Consider the following 18242-nt stretch of genomic DNA (forward strand, 5'->3'; position numbering starts at 1 on the left):
CAGGTGACCCATGGACAGGCCATACCCGCCATCATCACTGCTTGAACTGTCGGACCTATTCGACTTGGGCATCCGATTGACCCCGGCACCTGATGTGTGGGAGTGGCTCCAAGCCGAGATCCTCGCCGACACCGGCAGCATTCACAACGAAGACCATGCCCACCTACTGGATGCAGACATCCGGGTCATGTGGGCGTCGTCGAGCTTCGAGAAGCAGGGCAGGACAGTCCTGGGCCAGGCCGAGCAGGTAGCATTCCGCGCTGGTGGTTGGCAGAAAGCCCGAATGGAGCAACAGATGCGTGACTGGTTCGGTGAGGTGCCGGACTTCATCATCACCTTGGCCGCTGACTACTGCGCCCAGTGCAGCGACCTCGAGTTCTGCGCGCTCCTGGAACACGAGCTGTATCACCTGGCTCACGCGACCGACAAGTACGGTCAACCAGCATTCACCCAAGACGGTGCACCGAAGATCAAGCTGCAGGGCCACGACGTTGAAGAGTTCGTCGGTGTCGTCCGCCGCTACGGCGCAAGCCCTGACGTACAAGCGTTGGTGGATGCAGCAAACAGTCCTGCTGAGGTGGGGAAGTTGAACATTGCGAGGGCCTGCGGAACCTGTCTGCTCAAGCTGGCTTAATCCTTGACAGCCCTTGACGGAAAACGAATCTATGGCAGCCCTGAAAGATGAGGTGAAGGCCTTTATTGTCCAAGCCCTGGCCTGCTTCGACACCCCTAGTCAGGTTTGTCAGGCCGTCAAGGAGCAATACGGCATCGAGGTGTCCCGCCAACTGTGTGAGCGATACGACCCAACCAAGTATTCCGGTCGAGACCTCGGGCAGAAGTGGAAGACCTTTTTTGAAGAGTGCCGTAAGCGCTTCAGGGAAGAGACTGTCGATATCCCGATTGCCAACCGTGCCTTCCGCCTGCGGGCCATGAACCGTTTCGTGGAGAAGGCCGAGACGATGAAGAACATCGGCCTGGCGATGCAGATCCTCGAACAGGCGGCGAAGGAAACCGGCGACATCTACGTCAACCGGGCCCGGAAGGAAGAGGTTGGCGATGAGCCGGTGATCCCGACCCGCATCCAGGTCGACGTGGTGGATGCGAGGAAGCCGAATGCCGAGCCTTAATGTTCCGCAGGCTCAGTTCCTCACGCTGCCCCACAAATTCCGTGCGTTCGTTGCCGGGTTCGGCTCAGGCAAGACCTGGGTGGGGTGCTCGGCACTGAGCAAGCACTTCATGGAGTGGCCCGGCGTCAACGCTGGCTACTTCGCACCGACTTACCCGCAGATCAGGGACATCTTCTATCCGACCATGGATGAGGTGGCCTACGACTGGGGGCTGAAGACCAAGATCAACCAGGCGAACCACGAAGTTCACATCTACAGCGGCCGGCAGTACCGCGGCACTGTGATTTGCCGTTCGATGGAGAAGCCGCAGACGATTGTCGGCTTCAAGATTGGCCATGCCCTGGTGGATGAGCTGGACGTGCTTACTGCCGTCAAGGCGCAGCAGGCTTGGCGCAAGATCATTGCCCGGATGCGCTACAACTTGCCCGGGCTGAAGAACGGGGTGGATGTCACCACGACGCCGGAAGGCTTCAAGTTCGTCTTCCTGCAGTTCGTGAAGCAGCTGCGCGACAAGCCGTCGCTCAAGGAGATGTACGGCCTGGTGCAGGCCAGCACGTTCGACAACGAGCTCAATCTGCCGGATGACTACATCGCCTCGCTGATGGAGTCGTATCCACCTCAGCTGATCATGGCGTACCTCAAAGGCCAGTTCGTAAACCTGACGTCCGGCACGATCTACACCGCCTACGACCGTAAGCTCAACGGATGCTTCGACACCGTGCAGCCTGGTGAGCCACTGTTCATCGGGATGGACTTCAACGTCGGCAAGATGGCGGCGATTACCCATGTTAAGCGTGACCAGGGGCTGCCCAGGGCCGTGGATGAGCTGATCGACGGCTACGACACGCCCGACATGATTCGCCGCATCAAAGAGCGCTACTGGCAGCACGACGGCAATGACTTCAAGAAGACCTGCGAGATCAGGATCTACCCAGATGCCTCGGGCGATTCGCGCAAGTCCGTGAACGCCAGTATCACCGACCTGGCCATGCTCAAGCAGGCCGGGTTCTCGGTCATCGCTCCAGCGGCAAACCCGCCGGTGAAGGACCGAATCAACGCAATGAACGCCGTCTTCTGCAATGCGCAGGGCGAGCGCCGCTACCTGGTCAACTCGCTCACCTGTCCGACCTACGCCGATGGCCTGGAGCAGCAGGTGTGGGGCGCGAACGGGGAGCCAGATAAAACCGCCGGCATCGATCACGCGAACGACGCCGGCGGCTACTTCATCCACCGCGAGTACCCGATCATCAAACCGGTCACCGCTATCAAAATGGGATACGCCCGATGAGCAACGACGTCTCCTTCAAGCGGGCGGAATACACGGCAGTGCTGGATCGCTGGGCGACCGTTCGCGACGTCTGCGCGGGCCAGCACCGGGTAGTCGATCGGCTGCCGTACATCAACGCGCACGACAAGTCGCCGGAGAACGAAGATCGGAACCTGGCTTACCGCGAGCGGGCGGTGTTCAAGAACGCCACCGGACACACCCGTAACGGGCTGCTGGGCTTGGCCTTCCATAAAGACCCGACACTCACGGTGCCAAAGAAGCTGGAATACCTGCAAGACAACGCCAACGGCTCCGGAGTGAGCATTTACCAGCACTCCCAAGGCACGCTGGAGAAGGTGCTTGAAGCTGGGCGCCACGGTCTGTACGTCGACTATCACCAGGACGACGGCATCGGCGGTCACTCGGTGATCCTGTCCTACTGCGCGGAAGACATCATCAATTGGCGCACGGGCATGGTTAACGGCCACAGCGTGCTGACGCTGGTGGTGCTGCGCGAGTCTCCGGAGATTCCTGACGGCTTCGGCTACAAGACAGCTGAGCAGTACCGGGAACTGGCGCTTGAGGATGACGGCTTTGTGTGCCGGGTCTGGCGCCGGTCCGGGCCGAAAGGTGGTGGGCCGCTGACGGTCATCGAAGAGTTCAGGCCGGAAGGCGTCACCGGGCGTCTCAAGGAGATCCCGTTCACCTTCGTCGGCGCGCAGAACAACGACCCAAGCATCGACGAGTCGCCGCTGTACGACATCGCCATGATCAACCTGGGCCACTTCCGGAACAGCGCCGACTATGAGGACAGCGTGTTCTGGTGCGGACAGGCTCAGCCGTCGATCACAGGCCTGGACGAGAACTGGCGCGACTGGATGGAGAAGCATGGCATCTACGTCGGTTCAAGGGCGCCGATGCTTTTGCCGGTGGGCAGCCGCTTCGAATACTCGCAACCGCTGCCGAACACTCTGGTCAGGGAGGCAATGAACGACAAGAACCAGATGATGATCGAGCTGGGTGCCCGGATGGTGGTGGCCTCATTAGCTGCCAAGACCGCTACCGAGTCGCGCGGCGACCAATCGGCGTCCACTTCGGTGCTCGCAGGCTGCGTGGCAAACGTCAGCGAGGCCTACACCCGGGCAATCATGTGGTGCTGCGCCTACATGGGCGTTGCAGACAAAAAAGTCGCCTACCAAGTGAATCAGGAGTTTGTAGAGCTGACGGCAGACCCGCAGATGATCACGGCCTTGGTTGGCTTGTGGCAGAACGGTGGCTTCGCCAAGGCAGACCTTCGGGCCTACCTGCGCAAGCTAGGTCTGATCGCACCAGAGCGTACTGACCAGCAGATTGACGGCGAGCTGGAAGAGCAGGGCGACGGACTGGACCTGGACGACGAGGACAAAACAAATGGCGGTAAATCCGGCAGTACTTGACGCGACCATCCGGCACGCGGTCTTCCTCGAAAAGCTCAAGGCTGGGGAGGTGGGCAAGTTCGCTCCCTTCCTCAAGGAGATTGACCGATCTATACGGGATCGGCTTACCCAGTCGGATTTGACCGAGTACAACGTCAAGCGTCTGGAAGCGCTGCTGAAGGAGGTGGATAGCCTGCTGCTGGGCATCTTCGACCGGTACAGCGCGCAGCTGAACCTTGACCTGGTGGACATCGCCAATTACGAGGCAGAGTTTGAGGCGACCAGCCTTGCCAGGTCGGCGCCGGTTGGCGTGTCGCTGGATGTGGTAGCACCAACGGCTGCTGCGATCCGTTCGGCAGTGCTGACGAATCCGCTCAGTGTGCGCGGCACAGGCGGCGGGAAGCTGCTGAAGGCGTTCATCAAGGGTTGGACCGGTGCAGAGCGTGAACGGGTTACCGGCACCATCCGGCAGGGCTTCTTCGAAGGGCAGACGAACTTCCAGATCATCCGCAACATTCGCGGCACCAAGGCGGCAGGATACAAAGACGGCATCCTGGCCACCACCAACCGCAATGCCAGCACGGTCGTGCACACCGCCATTCAGCATGTGTCGTCCCAGGCGCGAATGGAGGTGGCCAAGGCCAACACGGATATCGTCGAAGAGATCCAGATGGTCGCGACCCTAGACAGCAAGACCAGCCAGCAATGCCGCTCGATGGATAAGCGTAAGTTTCCGGTGGATTCCGGCCCAAGGCCGCCATTCCACCCTAATTGCCGCACCACCTTCGTCCTGCTGACCAAGCTCAGCGCGATGTTCGCCAAGGGCGCAACACGTGCCTCGGTGGGTGCTGATGGCGGACAGCAGGTCAGTGCCGACCTCGATTACTACCACTGGCTCCAGCAGCAGCCGGCTTCGTTCCAGGACGTGGCCATCGGTCCAGTCCGGGCCAAGTTGTTCCGGGAGGGTGGGTTGACCATCGAGCGTTTCGCCGAACTGCAGCTTGATCGCAACTTCGCGCCTCTGAACCTGGTACAGATGAAGAGGCTTGAGCCGCTGGCTTTTGAGCGGGCCGGAATTTAACCGAACACATTCAACCAGCCGCCTCCGGGCGGTTTTTTATTGCCTGCAAAGCGGGCGAAACATACCCAAGGGGTGAATCAACGTGGCAGAAGAAAACGAAATCGACCTGGAAAACCCGGCAATCAAGGCCGCTATCGCGACTGCCGTTGAAGCATCCGTTTCGGGTTTGAAAACCAAGAACTCGGAACTGCTGGGCAAGCTGAAGGAAACCTCCGGCAAGCTGACCCAGTTCGAAACCCAGTTTGAGGGCATCGACATCGACGCCGTCAAAGGCCTGCTCAGTCGTGCCGGCCAGGACGAAGAAACCAAGCTGCTGACCGAGGGCAAGGTGGACGAGGTCTTCAATCGACGCACCGAGCGCCTGCGGGGTGACTACGACAAGCAGTTGAAGACTATCAGCGAGCGCGCCGAGAAGGCCGAATCCTTTGCTGCCAAGTTCCAGGGCAAGGTTCTGGGCGACTCGGTGCGCGGCGCAGCGCTGAAAGCCGGCGCTCTGCCAGAAGCAACCGACGACATCATCCTGCGCGCCAAAGGCGTGTTCACTCTTAACGAAGATGGCGATGCAGTCGCCGTTGATGAATCCGGCCAGGTCATCCTCGGTAAAGACGGCAAGACCCCTCTGACTCCGCTCGAATGGGCGGAATCTCTGCGCGAAAGCGCACCTCATCTGTGGCCAAGGGCTTCAGGGACATTTGCCCCGGGCGGGGGTGGCGGCAAGGCTGCATTCAAGCGCTCCGAAATGACCTCCGAGCAGAAGCGCGATTTTCAGCGCAAGCACGGCCAAACCGCATATCTCGCATTGCCCAAGTAAGGGGATTGACCCATGGCTACAACCGTTAACAGCGACCTGATCATCTACAACGATGAGGCGCAAACCGCATACCTGGAACGTGTCCAGGACAACCTGGATGTATTCAACGCATCGTCCAACGGCGCAATGGTGCTGGACAACGAACTGATCGAAGGTGACTTCCGCAAGCGCGCTCTCTACAAGCTGAACGGCTCCTTGGAGCACCGCGACGTCAACTCCGACGGCAAGGTAACTGCCAAGAAGATCAGCGCCGGCGAAGCTGTCGGCGTCAAGGCTCCCTGGAAGTACGGCCCTTACCAAACCACCGAGGAGGCGTTCAAGCGCCGCGGTCGTCCGGTCGAGGAGTTCTCCCAGATCGTCGGCGCCGACGTTGCTGATGCGACCCTGGAAGGCTTCATCCAGTACGCAACTGCTGGCCTGCGTGCCGCCATCGGCTCCAACGTTGACATGGTGGTTTCGGCCAACATCGAAACCGATGGCAAGAAGACGCTGACTCGCGGTATGCGCAAGTTCGGCGACAAGTTCGGCCGTATTGCTCTGTGGGTCATGCACTCCAGCGCCTACTTCGACATCGTCGACGAAGCCATCACTAACAAGATCTACGAAGAAGCTGGCGTTGTGATCTACGGCGGCCTGCCGGGCACTCTGGGCAAGCCTGTACTGGTGACCGACACCGCGCCGGCGGATGTGATCTTCGGCCTGCTGCCAAACGCCGTAACCATCACCGAGTCGCAGGCGCCGGGCTTCCGTTCCTACGAAGTGAACGACGAAGAAAACCTGAGCATCGGCTACCGCGCGGAAGGCACCGTAAACATCGATGTGCTGGGTTATAGCTGGAAAGCCACCACTGGCGGTTCCAATCCAACCCTGGCTGCCGTGGGCTCCGCTGCCAACTGGGTCAAGCATGCGGGCAGCAACAAAGTCACCGCCGGCGTGATGATCACGCTGACCGCAACGCCTCCTGTTACTGGCGGTTAAGCCTCAAACTCAACGCGCGGTCAGCAATGGCCGCCTTGGAGAAACACATGGAACTGACTTACAGCAACCAGCTGAGCGGCTTCGACCCGGAGAAGCGTTACCGCAATCCGGAACACTTCGATAAGCCCGAAGCGGGTGTGACCAGCGTGCTGGTGATTGGCGATTGGCCGAGCGTGGTCAATGCGTACGAAGCAGCCGGCATCGATGTGTCGGTGAAGGAAGCCAAGCGGGCGCAGATTGTTGGTGCGGGCAACCAAGCCGAACTGGAAAAGGTGATCACGGCTTTGCGTGCTGAGCATGGATCGATCCTGATCCTTGTTGACGGCCTGGAAGCTGGCGAAATCCATCGTCCAGAGTCCGGCGACCTGGCGTTGCGCTTGTATGAAGTGCTGGGCGCCATCCATGCTTCGGTTGGTGAGTTGACCACAGAACGTGACGGCCTGACCTTAACTGTCGACGCACTGCGTGGCGAGGTTGAAGCGCTGAAGAGGTCTGCCCTCACGCCGCCGGCTGACGAGGCTAGTGATATCGCGGCTCTGAAAGCAACGCTCGATGAAGCCAAGGTCCAGTATCGGGCCAACGCCTCGAAAGAATCCCTGGAAAAGCTCGTCGCTGAGCTGACCAAGGAGTAATACTGCTGGCTGTCGGTGATCCGGCGGCCAATCTTCAAACCATTCCAGCGAGTTGACGCATGACACTCATCATCGAGGACGGCACCGGCAAGCCTGACGCCGAAAGCTACGCGAGCGCCGAGGACCTGGCCATGTATGCCGTGAGGTTCGGCACGGTCATCCCCGCAGGTGTTCCTGAGCAGGAAGCGTTGCTGCGCCGGGCCGCCTTGGCTATGGATGGCATGACCTGGAAGGGGCGCAAGACGAATAGCGAGCAGGGACTGTCCTGGCCGCGCCGGGAAGTGCTGCTGGACCACGAGATCAAGCCGAACAACTACCTGCCTGCGCGCATCCAGTACGGCCAGATGGCCCTGGCTGCCGAGATCCATCAGGACGATATCGACCCAATCGACAAGCGCAAAGGCGCTGTGACGCTGGAGCGTGTCGAAGGTGCGGTAACCCGCGAATACGCGACGATCTCCAACACCAGCAATCGGCTATTGCCGGCGGCGCCTGATCGACCGAGCGCTACGCAGTTTGCCGACTATCTACAAAAGCGCGGGTTGTTCGCGATCCGCGCATAGCAGCAACGGAGACCACCATGGCCACCTTCTACGACGAAATGGCCGTGATGGCTCTGGAGATGATCACAGAGTTCGGCCAGCCCGTGACCATCAGCAAGACGGTGCCGGGCGAGTATGACCCGGAGACGGGCGGGGAAGCGCCAGGCGCCGCTGTTGAGCAAACCGCCCAAGGCATCCTGCTCGACTTCACCGGCCAAGAGTTCCAGAACAACAGCCTCATCAAGCAGGGCGACAAGAAGCTCAAGATTGCCGCGCAAGGATTGGCCTGGGTGCCAGGCCTACTCGACAAAGTGGTCGTCCAGGGGCGTACCTGGTCAATTATTCCTCCGCTGAAAGAGGTCAACCCAGCCGGGACGTCAATCCTGTATGAGCTGCAGGTGCGCTCGTGAGCCGGGCAGGCGCTGGCCAGTCCGGCAGTTTCGCCCTGAGCCTGGCCGAGTTCGCCGCCCAGGCCACTGAAGCCATCGACGCGAGCCTGCGCGAGATCATCATCGAGATTGGAAGCAGCATCATTCGCATGTCGCCGGTGGGCAACCCTGAGATATGGGCCGCGAACGTCGCTCATCGGGAATCCAACGCCCGGGCGGCTGATGACTACGACTTCAAAGTCGCAGTCCGCAACACGCTCATCAACCTGGACGAGTCGAATTTCACGAAGGCAGGAAAACTCAAGCGAGGCGTGAAATACGCCAAGCCGCTGACGAAGACAGAGCGCGACCAGAACTTCAACGTGAATGGCCTAGTCGCTGGTCAGGACTATGTCGGCGGGCGATTTCGGGCGAACTGGAATTTCTCCATCGGCTCTGTCGACAACAGCTTTCGTATTCACCCGGACCCAACAGGGGCTGAGGCTACTGCGCGGCTTGTGGCGGGTGCAATCGAGTTCAAGGCCGGAGAAACGGCTTTCATCGTAAACAACTTGCCCTACGCGATACCGCTGGAGTTCGGCCATTCCACCCAGGCCCCCGGCGGCATGGTCCGAGTAACCGTGGCTCGCTTCCAGCAGATCGTGCTGGAGGCCATCAGGAAAAACCAGGTATGAGTCACGCAATCATCGCCTCGATCTACGAGGCAAAGCTCATCGCCTGGAACGCTGCCAGGTCGGAGAAGCTTAAGATCGTCTTCGAAAACACGGCCTACACGCCGGCGTCGGGCGAGACGTATCTGCGGACTTTCACGATCCCGGGCGACACCGCGAGCAACACACTCGGCGGCGACCACCGGCTGTTCACCGGAGTGTTCCAGGTGAGCATCATTGCGCCGGCCGGCACCGGCAAGGCCAAGACGAATCCAATCGCAGCAGAACTGACCGACCGGTTCCCCATTTACGCGCGGGACACGAAGGGCGCGTTTACCGTGGTGACCATGTCGCCAGTTGACCAAGGGCCAGGAATCACCGGCGATTCCACCTACACCGTCCCGATCTCGTTCTTGTACCGGGCCGACACCAACTGATCCCGCCCATTGGGCAAACCCACAAACCCGCCATTGAGCGGGTTTTTTCATATCTGCAAAGAGGAAATACCCATGGGCTACAAACTCCCGAACGGCGGCACCTTCCAGCACGCCGCAACCTACGGCGCGGCACTGGCGTTCGCTGCCATCAGCAATGCGAGCGAGGCCGTGGCTACTGTAGTCGGCGGCACCATTGCCGCCGGCGATATCGTTCTGCTCACGTCCGGCTGGAGCAAGCTGGATAGCAAGGTTGTACGCGTGAAGGCGGCCACCGCGACGGCTATCACCCTGGAAGGTGTCGACACCACCGATACTCAGGTTTTCCCGGCAGCAGGCGGTGCAGGCACTATGCGCAAGGTGCTGACCTGGGTGCAGATCCCGCAGATCTCCGACGTTGCCTTCTCCGGCGGCGAACAGAACTACCTAGATGTGGTGTTCCTCGAGGATGACCAGGGCAAACAGATCCCCACCGACAAATCGGCGGCAAGCATGGTGCTGACCATCGCTGACGACCCGGCCCAGGCATTCAACAGCGTTCTGCTGAAAGCTGACGCCGGCAAGCAGATTGAAGCAGCGCGCCTCAACCTGCCTGGCAATGACACCCTGCTGTACGGCACCTACACGTCGTTCTCCAAGCAGCCGGCAGTCTCCCGCAACAACCTGTTGACGCGCACCGTCAACCTGGCGCTGCAGGCCGAGCCGACCCGTTACCTGACTGCGGTGGCGTAACCCATGGCAAAGATCAGAATCGCCCAAAACCCGACGTTCAAGGCCTTCGTGTCGATCCCTATCGTTGGGGGTGAGCCCGAGAAAATTGAGTTCACCTTCAAGTATCGGGATCGCCCGGGTCTTGCCGCTCTGTTTGATGAGTGGAACCTGAAGCGCGATGAAGCCCGGACCGCCCTGGGCGAAAGCCCAACGCTTTCCGAAATCGTTGCTGCTGACACTGAGCAGCAGTCGCAGCAGATCAAGGACCTGGTAGTCGGCTGGGGCTTCGACGACAAGTTCGACGACAAGAGCATTCGGGCGTTGGTGACGTCCTGCCAGGGCGCCGCTGAGGCGGTCGTGATTGCCTACCAGAGCGCATTCAATCAGGCCCGCCTGGGAAACTGACGGACGCCGCCCGCGCACTCTACGCGCCGGCGGCGCCGGCTGAACTGATGGGCTTGTTCGGACTTGCCCCGGGCGACCTTGAAGAAGTGACCGAGGTCTGGCCCTGCAACTGGCCGGCGTTCTTCTTGTTCAACCGGATGTCGACCCAGTGGCGGGCTGGCGCCGGTGGCGCGATCGGTCTCGACTACACCTGCATCCGCGACGTGGCCGGGTTCCTCGGTATCAAGAAAAAGAAACTCGCTGAAATCTTCCCTGACCTTCAGGTGCTGGAAGGCGAAGCCCTGCGCGTTATGGCGGAGGAAAGGGAAAACAGCCCGTAACTACGGGCACTTATTCAAGGTGAGTCGATGAACATTGCAGAACTCGGCGTCAAGATCGACTCGGCCGATGCAATCCAGGCGAAAACGAGCCTGGATGAAATGGCGAAGGCAGGCGGCCGGGCCGAGCAGTCCGCCGTTTCGCTGATGAACGAAATGCAGGCGCTGGAGAAATCGCTTTCCACCAGCGCCAAGACCACGCAGGACCTGGCAAAGCAGCGTGACGCGCTGGCGAAGCTGACCAAGACCGGCGCCTATGGCGAGGCCGAGGCGGCGAAGATCTCGGCACAGCTCGATAAGCAGCAGATCGCCCTGGCCAAGTCTGCGATGGATGAGCAGAAAGCGCTGAACAGCTTGCTGGGGGCGATTGACCCAAGTCGAAAGGCGTTGGCGGCACTCGATGCCCAAGTCGACCTACTCAACAAAAGCTTCAAAGACGGCAAGGTCGATCAAGCAGCCTATGCCGCCGGCATGAAGAAGTTCGACGCGCAGTACGCGACATTGGAGCGAACTAGCACCGCTTTCGACAAGCTGCGCCTCGGTACCCGCCAGGCGCAGGAAAACGTTGTGCAACTGGGTAATGCGTTGTCGTCGGGTGACTGGGGTAGCGGCGTGCGCGCCGTGGCTCAGTTGGGCGCTGGTGCCGGGGCGGGCGCTGCTGGGCTGCTCGCGATTTTAGGGCCTTTGGCGCTTGCGACGGCTGCTGTTGGCGGTCTTGCATACGCCTACTACAAGGGCAGCGAAGAGCAAGACAAATACAACAAGTCGCTGATCCTCACCGGCAACTACGCGGGAGTGAGCGCTGGCCAACTGGGGGATATGGCGCGCCAGGTGAGCGCAACGGTAGGAACCACCGGCCAAGCCGCCGCCGTGCTTGCGCTGCTGGCCGAAAACGGCAAGATCGCCGGGGACAGCTTCACCGGCATCACCCAGGCTGCCGTGTCGATGCAGGAAGCCACCGGCAAGGCCGTGAGCGAGACTGTCGCCGAGTTCTCCAAGCTGGCAGACGACCCGGTAAAGGCGTCTGCTGCACTGAACGACCAGTACCACTACCTGACGGCATCGGTTTACTCGCAAATCGCCGCATTGGAGCAGCAGGGCGACCACGCCGGCGCCGTAAAGCTTGCAACCGAATCCTATGCCGATGCGATCAACGAGCGTACGCCGAAGATTCTCCAAAACCTGAGTTTCTGGGAGCGAGGCTACAACGCCGTTGCGCGTGCTGCCGACAATCTCAAAAACATCGGCCGGCCGGACATTGGTGCAGACATCGAGCAGGCTCGCCGCGACCTGACCGATGCGCAGAAAGGCAATATCGGCCTTTTCCAAAACCAGAAGGAGATGATCGAGTTCCGGCAGAACCGCCTGAACATGCTTGAGGACGAAAAGGCGGCCCAGGCCGATATCGCCAAGTGGGAAGGCGAACAGGCCAAGGCACAGGGCGATGCTGTTTCGTCGATGGCCAAGATCGATGCTCTGACCAAATCGTCGTGGACGAACGAGCAGAAGCGCACCGAGGCAATCAAGGATTACAAGCGGCAACTCGACGATATCCGCAAGGTTGACCCGAAAGACTCGCGACTCGATCAATCGGCAATCGACAAAAACATCTCCAACATCAACGATAAATTCAAGGATCCGAAGGCGGCTGCGAATCAGGTCGACTTAACCGGCTTCAACAACGCCAAAAATAACCTCGCAGCCATCGTTGATGCTTACAAAAACACCCAGAAGGAACTGGATGCGGCGGAAAAGGCCGGGCTGATCTCTCAGTCCGAATACGCACTGAAGCGTGAAGCCCTGATCGGCAACCAGCGTGATGAGGTGACCGCGGCCTATGAGGCCGAGATCGCAGCGCTGGAAGCCACCAAAGGCAAGAAGTCCACAACTGCTGCCCAGAGCATCCAGCTGGACCAGAAGATCGCTGACGCACGCGCAGGGATGGTCAAGGCGCAGAAGGAGGCCGACAGCCAGCTTGAGGTGTTGGCTACCAACGAAACGGGACGCCTGGCCAAGCAGGAGCGGTCAATCACCACCTACGTGCAGGCCCTAGCTCAGCAACAACGAGCCCTGGAGCTTGCCGGCCAGCGCGCGGTTCTCGGCGTAGGCCAGGGTGACCGCCAGAACGCGCTCAACGGCGAACTGAACAGCCAGCAAGACCGGTTCGCTCAGCAGTCGTTGGAGCTGGCCAACCAGAAATCCGATCCGTCGCGCAAAATGTCGGAGGAGGAGTTCAAGCGTAAGTCCCAGGCACTCGCAGACGCGAACAAAGCGGCGACCGACCAGATCCGGCAGAACTACGCAGATGTGGAGGCTGCCCAAGGCGACTGGACGAACGGCGCGACATCGGCCTGGGCTAATTACCTGGATTCGGCAAAGAACATTGCCGGCCAGACCAAAAGCCTGTTCGGCAATGCCTTCAGCAGTATGGAGGACGCGGTCGTCAACTTCGCAATGACCGGCAAGGCGTCGTTCTCGGACTTCGCCAAGTCGATCCTTGCGGACATGGCGCGCATTGCTACCCGCCAGGCGAGTTCGGCATTGCTGAGCAGCTTGGTGGGCGCAACGGCCAGCTACTTCGGTGGCGGCGGTGGTTCTGGCGGGGCAAGTCAGGCCGGCTACACCGGCACCGACCTGTCCAATTTCACCCCGGGCAGCATTCAGGCCAAGGGCGGCGCCTGGTCGGGCGGTGTGCAGATGTTTGCCGATGGCGGGGCGTTCACCAACACCATCGCCACAGGTCCAACATTGGCGCCCATGGCTTTATTTGGTGAGGCCGGGCCAGAGGCAATCATGCCGCTCACCCGCACAGCCAACGGCAAGCTGGGCGTTTCTGCGGTTGGAGGCGGCAGTGGCGGGGTAAACCTCAGCCTCAGTATGCCGATCATTCTCACTGACCAGGAGGCCGGCCGCCCGGACGGCGCCGAGTTCGATGCCGAACTATTCCAGCGCAACATGGAGGCGCGCACCCGGCAAATCGCAACAGAAGAGATCGCCAAGTCTTGGCGCCAAGGCGGCGTGAGCAGCCGAAACGTAAAAGGATGATTTATGGCAATCGAGCGATTCACCTGGGCCACTGAAAAGGGCGTCGAGGGTGATATCAAGCAGCGCGTACGCACCAAGCAGTTTGCCGACGGCTACGCGCAGTCGACCGAGGACGGGATAAACAACAAATCCCAGTCCTGGCCGGTCACCTTTACCGGCATGAAGAGCCGCATCAAGGAAATCATGGACTTCATCGACCGGCACAAGGGCGCAAAGGGCTTCCTCTGGGAGCCGCCCCTTGGCGACCTGGGCCTCTACAAGTGCAACGGCTACAAGCCCGTGCACCGCGGCGGCCAGGTCTACGCGATCACCGCGACCTTCGAACAAACCTTTCACCCCTGAGATAACCACCCATGGCACTGATCACGGACATCCAGAAGCTGGGGCCCGGCGCCGAAATTCGCCTGTTTGAAATTGATGGGACCGAATACGGCGCGGATTACCTGCGCTTCCACGGTCACGCCATCCCGCACACGCCCGAGGAGCTGCTGGCCTACGAACATTCGGAAGAGGATCTGCCGGCCAAGTCGATTTGGTGGCAGGGCGCCGAGTACGCGGCATGGCCAGTGCAGATCGAGGGCATTGGCTCCAACAGCGACGGCACGGCCACGAGGCCGACGTTCGCCGCCGGCAACATCAACGGGCGCGTCACTGCGTTGTGCTTGGCCTTCGAGGACCTGCTGAAGTTCAAGCTGACCGTTCGTGAGACCCTGGCTCAGTACCTGGACGCCGCGAACTTCGCCGAAGGCAACCCAACGGCCGATCCGACACAGGAAGGGCTGGAGATCTGGTACATCGACCAGAAAACCAGCGAGGACGGTGAGGCGGTGGTCTGGGAGTTGTCGTCCCCGGGCGAGATCGATAACCACGGTCTGCCCGGGCGCCAGATGACGACCTTCTGCCACTGGGCGATGACCAATGGATACCGGGGGCCGGACTGCGGCTACACGGGCGCCGCCATGTTCGATGATGAAGACAGTCCCACGGACGACCCGGCCAAGGATCAGTGCAAAGGCTGCCTGTCGTCCTGCAAGTTGCGATTCGGCGAAAACGAAGAACTGGGGCACGGTGGATTTCCCGCTGTGTCCCTCATTGCCCGGAGCTGACCATGCGCAAGCACATCATCGCGGCCATCCAGGTGCACGCGGCGGCGGAATATCCCCGCGAGTGTTGCGGGCTGCTGCTGGCCGTTGGCCGGGCGCAGAAGTACTTCTCGTGCCGTAACATCGCCACGGAGCCGAACGAAGAGTTTCGGCTCGATCCCGAGGACTACGCCGCGGCGGAAGACCTGGGGGAAGTCATTGGCATTGTCCATTCACACCCGGACGCCACCAGCCGGCCGTCACCGCACGACCTGGCCATGTGTGAGGCCACGGCTTTGCCCTGGCACATTTTGTCCTGGCCCGAGGGGGATTTGCGGACGATCACACCAACCGGCAGCACGCCGCTGCTCAAGCGTCCGTTCGTGCACGGTGCCTGGGACTGCTGGCAGGTCTGCGCTGACTGGTATCAGCGTGAGTGGGGCCTTGAGTTTGAGGCCTTCCAGCGCACTGATGGCTGGTGGGAGAGTGCGGAGAACGCGAGCCTGTACGAGCAGTACTACGAGGCAGCGGGCTTTGTTCGCGTCGACCGGCCGCAGCGCGGTGATCTGATCGTCATGCACGTCGGGCGGACGGCTCACCCGAACCATGCCGGGATCTACCTGGGCACTGATCCAGCTCTGCCTGGAGAAGAGTCGGGCGCCTTCGGGCCTGGCCCATTTCTTCTTCACCACCTGTACGGCAGGCCGTCCGAGATCATCGTTTTCGGCGGCCCGTGGCATGACAGGACACGCCTGATCCTCAGGCACAAAGATGCAAAACAACCATGACGCGGCAGGGCCGCCGGAGCAGGGCATGCAAACCTCGCAACGCTACATGCTGACCATTTACGACCTTTTCACCATTACCGACGCTGGTATCTGCGGCGCTGAAGCCGAAGTCGCCATTCTGGATGGCGGTGTCGAGATCGATCGCATGAAATTCTCCGGCAAGTGCCAGAGCAAAGGCGGCTACAGCCGCAGCTACTACGGCAAGCCGGGGCTTACCGCTGAGCTTGTGTCCGGTCCCGGGCGAATCCAGCTCCAAGCAGAACAAGGGACTCGCTCATGACCCTCATCGATAGGCTAAAAGCCTTAGGGCTGACGGAACTTAAGGAAGTCCCCATGGATAGCCGCTTCCAAACCTTTGAAAGCATTAAAGAGGCCCTGAATGGCAATTTCAAGGTTGTCCCAGGCGTTCGTATCCCCGTTACCGTAAGCATTGAAGTAGATGCAGAGCCGCAGACCTATACGCTCCTCTCGCTCCCCGGGAAGCTCAATGTAATCCGTCCGAGCCGCGGCAATATCAAAGATGCCGCAGTGAAAGTCGGGCCTTTCTACTTGGAGGTAGAGGCTCATCATTCGGTATAGCCAATGGACTGCTTCTGCTGAAAGGTTCGCGTCGAGTTTCCGAATAAAGAATTCGATTCTTCCGTGTGTTTTCCTGGTGAGTTGAAACTGGTCATCTGGGTTTTCAGCGGGAGGCCGGAAAAAACAGTCATTGGTTTCAAGAACGCCGTCGTCTCGGTTGAGCCACTCCAGCAGTTCGTAGAATTTTTGAATTGCGTCTTGGGATTCGAATGGCTTGAAGTCTTCGAGCACCTCGCGAATTAGCTCCGGTCGTTCTCGAAAGCTGAAATATTCCCCAGCATTTTCTGTGTAGGTCGTTTTTCCCCATGGATGGCTCCGCGAGGCGGATTCTTGAATTTCGTAATACGAGACGACAAGCATTGATTGCTCCCTTCCTTGGTAATTGAGGGCATAACGCTACTATGCCGACGATCACTCCAGTTACTGGCATTCCATCCACGCTGGATGCCTGGACAGGTCCGAGGTACAGTCCCTTCTTTCCTGGGGAGGACAACAATGAAAATTTGGCTAATGGTTCTGTCTGCAGCGATGCTCGCGGGCTGCGCGGACAGCGGGCCGATCAAGGTCGGGCCTGATACGTATACGATTTCAACCCGCGTTCCTTTCGGTGGGCCTGCATCCGCGAAAGGGCAGGCGCTCAAAGAGGCGAACGTATTCTGCGAGTCCCAAGGCCGAGAGATCCTGCTTGATCACATGCAAGCCAGTGAGTGCGCATTGCACGGCGGCTGCGGCGAGGCAGAGATTTATTTCTTCTGTATGGCAAAGGGCGATCCGCAGTTGAAGCGCCAAAAATACAGCCCAGACCCCACACAGAAGATTGAAATAGATCAGCGCTGATCAGTTAGGCCTGCTTAGTCCAGCAGCTTAGGTTGGGCTACAGTCCCGCCAAACCAAAGAGGGAACGACATGCGAATTTTGATAGCGGCGGTAGCGGTGGCGATGCTGGCGGGGTGCGCCTCCACGGCAATTTCAGTGCGCGACGCAAAGCCGGTGCCGGCGGATGAGGTTTATGCGTTCCAGTCCAAGCCGGCTGGCGAAAGCGGGAAAATTACGGTTGTGCGTGACTCCGGCGCCGTCGGTTCGGGCTGCGATATCGTCGTCTATGTAGATGGGCGCAAGGCTGCGAAAATAGGTACTGGTCAGCGGGCGACCTTTTATCTTCCGCCAGGCTCGCCAAATATAGGCGCCGGCCTCGCCGGATCAGGTCTGTGCGCAGGTGCTGCAATCCGCACCATCGCAGCAACGGTGCAGCCAGGTAAGGAAAGCCTTTATCGAATCAGTGGAGATATGGCCGGCTTCTACATTGGGCCCTATGTCGACTACAACTGAAAAACGAAAATCATAAAGCCGCCTCCGGGCGGTTTTTTATTGCCCGGAGAAAAAGATGCAGGCATCAGCGATCAACTACCAACCAATGACAACCATTCGACTGCACGGGCAGCTCCGTCAGTTTGGGAAGTCCTTCAGGCTTGCGGTGAAATCGCCTGCCGAAGCCATTAAGGCCCTGTGTATCCAGATTCCTGGATTTGAACGCTTCCTATCGAACGCCAAATCACGAGGCCTTGAGTTCGCAGTCTTTCGCGATAAGCGCAACATCGGCGAAAAAGAGTTGAGCTACAGCGGTGCCGGCGACATTCGGATTGCTCCTGTAGTGGTGGGTAGCAAGCGTGGCGGGGTCCTTCAGACCATCGTTGGCGCGATCCTGATCGTTGTCGGGGTCATTTTCGCGGCAACTCCGTTCGGCACCCCGTTAATTGGAGCGGGCATCGGACTGGTAGCCGGCGGCGTAATCCAAATGCTCAGCCCCCAGGCCGGCGGACTCAAGACCAGCGCTGCGCCTGAGAACACGCCGGGCTACGCCTTCGGCAGCGCCAAGAACACCACGGCATCCGGTAACCCGGTACCGCTCTGTTACGGCAAGCGGCGTGTAGGAGGCGCGATCATCAGCGCCGCTATCTACGCCGAAGACCAGATGTAGCCAACACCTGA

General features: G+C 59.9%; 24 protein-coding genes. 23 read left to right on the plus strand and 1 reads right to left on the minus strand.

Annotated elements, in window-relative coordinates; genetic code table 11:
* Nucleotides 1–10 precede the first annotated feature (10 nt).
* From D109_RS0126945 to D109_RS0127040, 20 genes are all read left to right on the plus strand, one after another.
* On the plus strand, nucleotides 11–634 hold the full coding sequence (locus tag D109_RS0126945) for a putative metallopeptidase (protein WP_017479620.1): 624 nt from the start codon (nucleotides 11–13) through the stop codon (nucleotides 632–634).
* Between the two features lie 31 nt (nucleotides 635–665).
* Entirely contained in the window at nucleotides 666–1127 is a 462-nt protein-coding gene (locus D109_RS0126950) for a DUF2280 domain-containing protein (protein ID WP_017479621.1), read from the plus strand.
* Complete coding sequence (locus D109_RS0126955; protein WP_017479622.1) at nucleotides 1114–2415, plus strand: terminase large subunit domain-containing protein; 1302 nt, start codon at nucleotides 1114–1116, stop codon at nucleotides 2413–2415. Before D109_RS0126950 ends, D109_RS0126955 begins: the two co-directional genes overlap by 14 nt.
* Nucleotides 2412–3830 carry a DUF4055 domain-containing protein gene (locus D109_RS0126960; protein WP_017479623.1) on the plus strand — a complete coding sequence of 473 codons (1419 nt, stop codon included), beginning with the start codon at nucleotides 2412–2414 and terminating at the stop codon, nucleotides 3828–3830. The genes D109_RS0126955 and D109_RS0126960 overlap by 4 nt, the downstream gene beginning before the upstream one ends.
* Nucleotides 3805–4890, plus strand: a complete 1086-nt coding sequence (locus D109_RS0126965; protein WP_017479624.1) for a minor capsid protein — start codon at nucleotides 3805–3807, stop codon at nucleotides 4888–4890. The genes D109_RS0126960 and D109_RS0126965 overlap by 26 nt, the downstream gene beginning before the upstream one ends.
* Before the next feature lie 82 nt (nucleotides 4891–4972).
* Nucleotides 4973–5701 (plus strand): hypothetical protein, encoded by a 729-nt coding sequence (locus D109_RS0126970; RefSeq protein ID WP_017479625.1) that lies wholly within the window; start codon nucleotides 4973–4975, stop codon nucleotides 5699–5701.
* Between the two features lie 12 nt (nucleotides 5702–5713).
* The gene (locus D109_RS0126975) at nucleotides 5714–6679 is read left to right on the plus strand and encodes a major capsid protein (RefSeq protein ID WP_017479626.1); all 966 of its coding nucleotides are present in this window, start codon (nucleotides 5714–5716) and stop codon (nucleotides 6677–6679) included.
* A gap of 47 nt (nucleotides 6680–6726) precedes the next feature.
* A complete protein-coding gene (locus D109_RS0126980) occupies nucleotides 6727–7311 on the plus strand; it encodes a hypothetical protein (protein WP_017479627.1) in 585 nt (194 codons plus the stop codon).
* Nucleotides 7312–7370: 59 nt separating this feature from the next.
* The gene (locus D109_RS0126985) at nucleotides 7371–7874 is read left to right on the plus strand and encodes a DnaT-like ssDNA-binding protein (RefSeq protein ID WP_017479628.1); all 504 of its coding nucleotides are present in this window, start codon (nucleotides 7371–7373) and stop codon (nucleotides 7872–7874) included.
* Between the two features lie 17 nt (nucleotides 7875–7891).
* Nucleotides 7892–8263: a hypothetical protein gene (locus D109_RS0126990; RefSeq protein ID WP_017479629.1), complete on the plus strand. Its 372-nt coding sequence runs from the start codon at nucleotides 7892–7894 to the stop codon at nucleotides 8261–8263.
* Entirely contained in the window at nucleotides 8260–8916 is a 657-nt protein-coding gene (locus D109_RS0126995) for a hypothetical protein (RefSeq protein WP_017479630.1), read from the plus strand. Before D109_RS0126990 ends, D109_RS0126995 begins: the two co-directional genes overlap by 4 nt.
* A complete protein-coding gene (locus D109_RS0127000; protein ID WP_017479631.1) occupies nucleotides 8913–9329 on the plus strand; it encodes a phage tail terminator-like protein in 417 nt (138 codons plus the stop codon). Before D109_RS0126995 ends, D109_RS0127000 begins: the two co-directional genes overlap by 4 nt.
* A 72-nt stretch (nucleotides 9330–9401) precedes the next feature.
* Nucleotides 9402–10058, plus strand: a complete 657-nt coding sequence (locus D109_RS0127005; RefSeq protein ID WP_017479632.1) for a phage tail protein — start codon at nucleotides 9402–9404, stop codon at nucleotides 10056–10058.
* 3 nt (nucleotides 10059–10061) lie between these two features.
* Nucleotides 10062–10442 (plus strand): phage tail assembly chaperone, encoded by a 381-nt coding sequence (locus D109_RS0127010; protein WP_017479633.1) that lies wholly within the window; start codon nucleotides 10062–10064, stop codon nucleotides 10440–10442.
* 47 nt (nucleotides 10443–10489) lie between these two features.
* Entirely contained in the window at nucleotides 10490–10762 is a 273-nt protein-coding gene (locus tag D109_RS0127015; protein WP_017479634.1) for a DUF1799 domain-containing protein, read from the plus strand.
* A 27-nt stretch (nucleotides 10763–10789) separates the two neighbouring features.
* A complete protein-coding gene (locus tag D109_RS0127020; RefSeq protein ID WP_017479635.1) occupies nucleotides 10790–13804 on the plus strand; it encodes a phage tail tape measure protein in 3015 nt (1004 codons plus the stop codon).
* A gap of 3 nt (nucleotides 13805–13807) precedes the next feature.
* Nucleotides 13808–14146, plus strand: coding sequence for a phage tail protein (locus D109_RS0127025; protein ID WP_017479636.1), 339 nt, complete (start codon nucleotides 13808–13810; stop codon nucleotides 14144–14146).
* A gap of 11 nt (nucleotides 14147–14157) precedes the next feature.
* A complete protein-coding gene (locus D109_RS0127030) occupies nucleotides 14158–14910 on the plus strand; it encodes a phage minor tail protein L (protein WP_017479637.1) in 753 nt (250 codons plus the stop codon).
* A gap of 2 nt (nucleotides 14911–14912) precedes the next feature.
* On the plus strand, nucleotides 14913–15674 hold the full coding sequence (locus tag D109_RS0127035) for a C40 family peptidase (RefSeq protein WP_017479638.1): 762 nt from the start codon (nucleotides 14913–14915) through the stop codon (nucleotides 15672–15674).
* A 25-nt stretch (nucleotides 15675–15699) separates the two neighbouring features.
* Complete coding sequence (locus D109_RS0127040; protein ID WP_032869099.1) at nucleotides 15700–15954, plus strand: hypothetical protein; 255 nt, start codon at nucleotides 15700–15702, stop codon at nucleotides 15952–15954.
* Between the two features lie 23 nt (nucleotides 15955–15977).
* Here the strand turns inward: D109_RS0127040 and D109_RS0127045 are convergent, their stop codons facing one another.
* Complete coding sequence (locus tag D109_RS0127045) at nucleotides 15978–16613, minus strand: hypothetical protein (protein WP_017479640.1); 636 nt, start codon at nucleotides 16611–16613, stop codon at nucleotides 15978–15980.
* Between the two features lie 135 nt (nucleotides 16614–16748).
* Between D109_RS0127045 and D109_RS0127050 the strand changes: the two genes are divergently transcribed.
* From D109_RS0127050 to D109_RS0127060, 3 genes are all read left to right on the plus strand, one after another.
* Nucleotides 16749–17090, plus strand: a complete 342-nt coding sequence (locus D109_RS0127050) for a hypothetical protein (protein ID WP_256219591.1) — start codon at nucleotides 16749–16751, stop codon at nucleotides 17088–17090.
* 69 nt (nucleotides 17091–17159) lie between these two features.
* Nucleotides 17160–17582, plus strand: a complete 423-nt coding sequence (locus D109_RS0127055) for a hypothetical protein (protein WP_017479642.1) — start codon at nucleotides 17160–17162, stop codon at nucleotides 17580–17582.
* A 55-nt stretch (nucleotides 17583–17637) separates the two neighbouring features.
* A complete protein-coding gene (locus tag D109_RS0127060) occupies nucleotides 17638–18231 on the plus strand; it encodes a tail assembly protein (protein ID WP_017479643.1) in 594 nt (197 codons plus the stop codon).
* The last annotated feature ends 11 nt before the right edge of the window (nucleotides 18232–18242 follow it).

It is taken from the genome of Pseudomonas sp. PAMC 26793, from assembly GCF_000313235.1.
Classification (GTDB): Bacteria; Pseudomonadota; Gammaproteobacteria; order Pseudomonadales; family Pseudomonadaceae; genus Aquipseudomonas; species Aquipseudomonas yamanorum.

Bases quoted from the DNA above. Each gene is read 5' to 3' on its own strand.
- D109_RS0126945 (WP_017479620.1), top strand. From the start codon at position 11: ATGGACAGGCCATACCCGCCATCATCACTGCTTGAACTGTCGGACCTA.
- D109_RS0126950 (WP_017479621.1), top strand. From the start codon at position 666: ATGGCAGCCCTGAAAGATGAGGTGAAGGCCTTTATTGTCCAAGCCCTG.
- D109_RS0126955 (WP_017479622.1), top strand. From the start codon at position 1,114: ATGCCGAGCCTTAATGTTCCGCAGGCTCAGTTCCTCACGCTGCCCCAC.
- D109_RS0126960 (WP_017479623.1), top strand. From the start codon at position 2,412: ATGAGCAACGACGTCTCCTTCAAGCGGGCGGAATACACGGCAGTGCTG.
- D109_RS0126965 (WP_017479624.1), top strand. From the start codon at position 3,805: ATGGCGGTAAATCCGGCAGTACTTGACGCGACCATCCGGCACGCGGTC.
- D109_RS0126975 (WP_017479626.1), top strand. From the start codon at position 5,714: ATGGCTACAACCGTTAACAGCGACCTGATCATCTACAACGATGAGGCG.
- D109_RS0126980 (WP_017479627.1), top strand. From the start codon at position 6,727: ATGGAACTGACTTACAGCAACCAGCTGAGCGGCTTCGACCCGGAGAAG.
- D109_RS0126985 (WP_017479628.1), top strand. From the start codon at position 7,371: ATGACACTCATCATCGAGGACGGCACCGGCAAGCCTGACGCCGAAAGC.
- D109_RS0126990 (WP_017479629.1), top strand. From the start codon at position 7,892: ATGGCCACCTTCTACGACGAAATGGCCGTGATGGCTCTGGAGATGATC.
- D109_RS0127000 (WP_017479631.1), top strand. From the start codon at position 8,913: ATGAGTCACGCAATCATCGCCTCGATCTACGAGGCAAAGCTCATCGCC.
- D109_RS0127005 (WP_017479632.1), top strand. From the start codon at position 9,402: ATGGGCTACAAACTCCCGAACGGCGGCACCTTCCAGCACGCCGCAACC.
- D109_RS0127010 (WP_017479633.1), top strand. From the start codon at position 10,062: ATGGCAAAGATCAGAATCGCCCAAAACCCGACGTTCAAGGCCTTCGTG.
- D109_RS0127015 (WP_017479634.1), top strand. From the start codon at position 10,490: ATGGGCTTGTTCGGACTTGCCCCGGGCGACCTTGAAGAAGTGACCGAG.
- D109_RS0127020 (WP_017479635.1), top strand. From the start codon at position 10,790: ATGAACATTGCAGAACTCGGCGTCAAGATCGACTCGGCCGATGCAATC.
- D109_RS0127025 (WP_017479636.1), top strand. From the start codon at position 13,808: ATGGCAATCGAGCGATTCACCTGGGCCACTGAAAAGGGCGTCGAGGGT.
- D109_RS0127030 (WP_017479637.1), top strand. From the start codon at position 14,158: ATGGCACTGATCACGGACATCCAGAAGCTGGGGCCCGGCGCCGAAATT.
- D109_RS0127035 (WP_017479638.1), top strand. From the start codon at position 14,913: ATGCGCAAGCACATCATCGCGGCCATCCAGGTGCACGCGGCGGCGGAA.
- D109_RS0127040 (WP_032869099.1), top strand. From the start codon at position 15,700: ATGCAAACCTCGCAACGCTACATGCTGACCATTTACGACCTTTTCACC.
- D109_RS0127045 (WP_017479640.1), bottom strand. From the start codon at position 16,613: ATGCTTGTCGTCTCGTATTACGAAATTCAAGAATCCGCCTCGCGGAGC.
- D109_RS0127050 (WP_256219591.1), top strand. From the start codon at position 16,749: ATGAAAATTTGGCTAATGGTTCTGTCTGCAGCGATGCTCGCGGGCTGC.
- D109_RS0127055 (WP_017479642.1), top strand. From the start codon at position 17,160: ATGCGAATTTTGATAGCGGCGGTAGCGGTGGCGATGCTGGCGGGGTGC.
- D109_RS0127060 (WP_017479643.1), top strand. From the start codon at position 17,638: ATGCAGGCATCAGCGATCAACTACCAACCAATGACAACCATTCGACTG.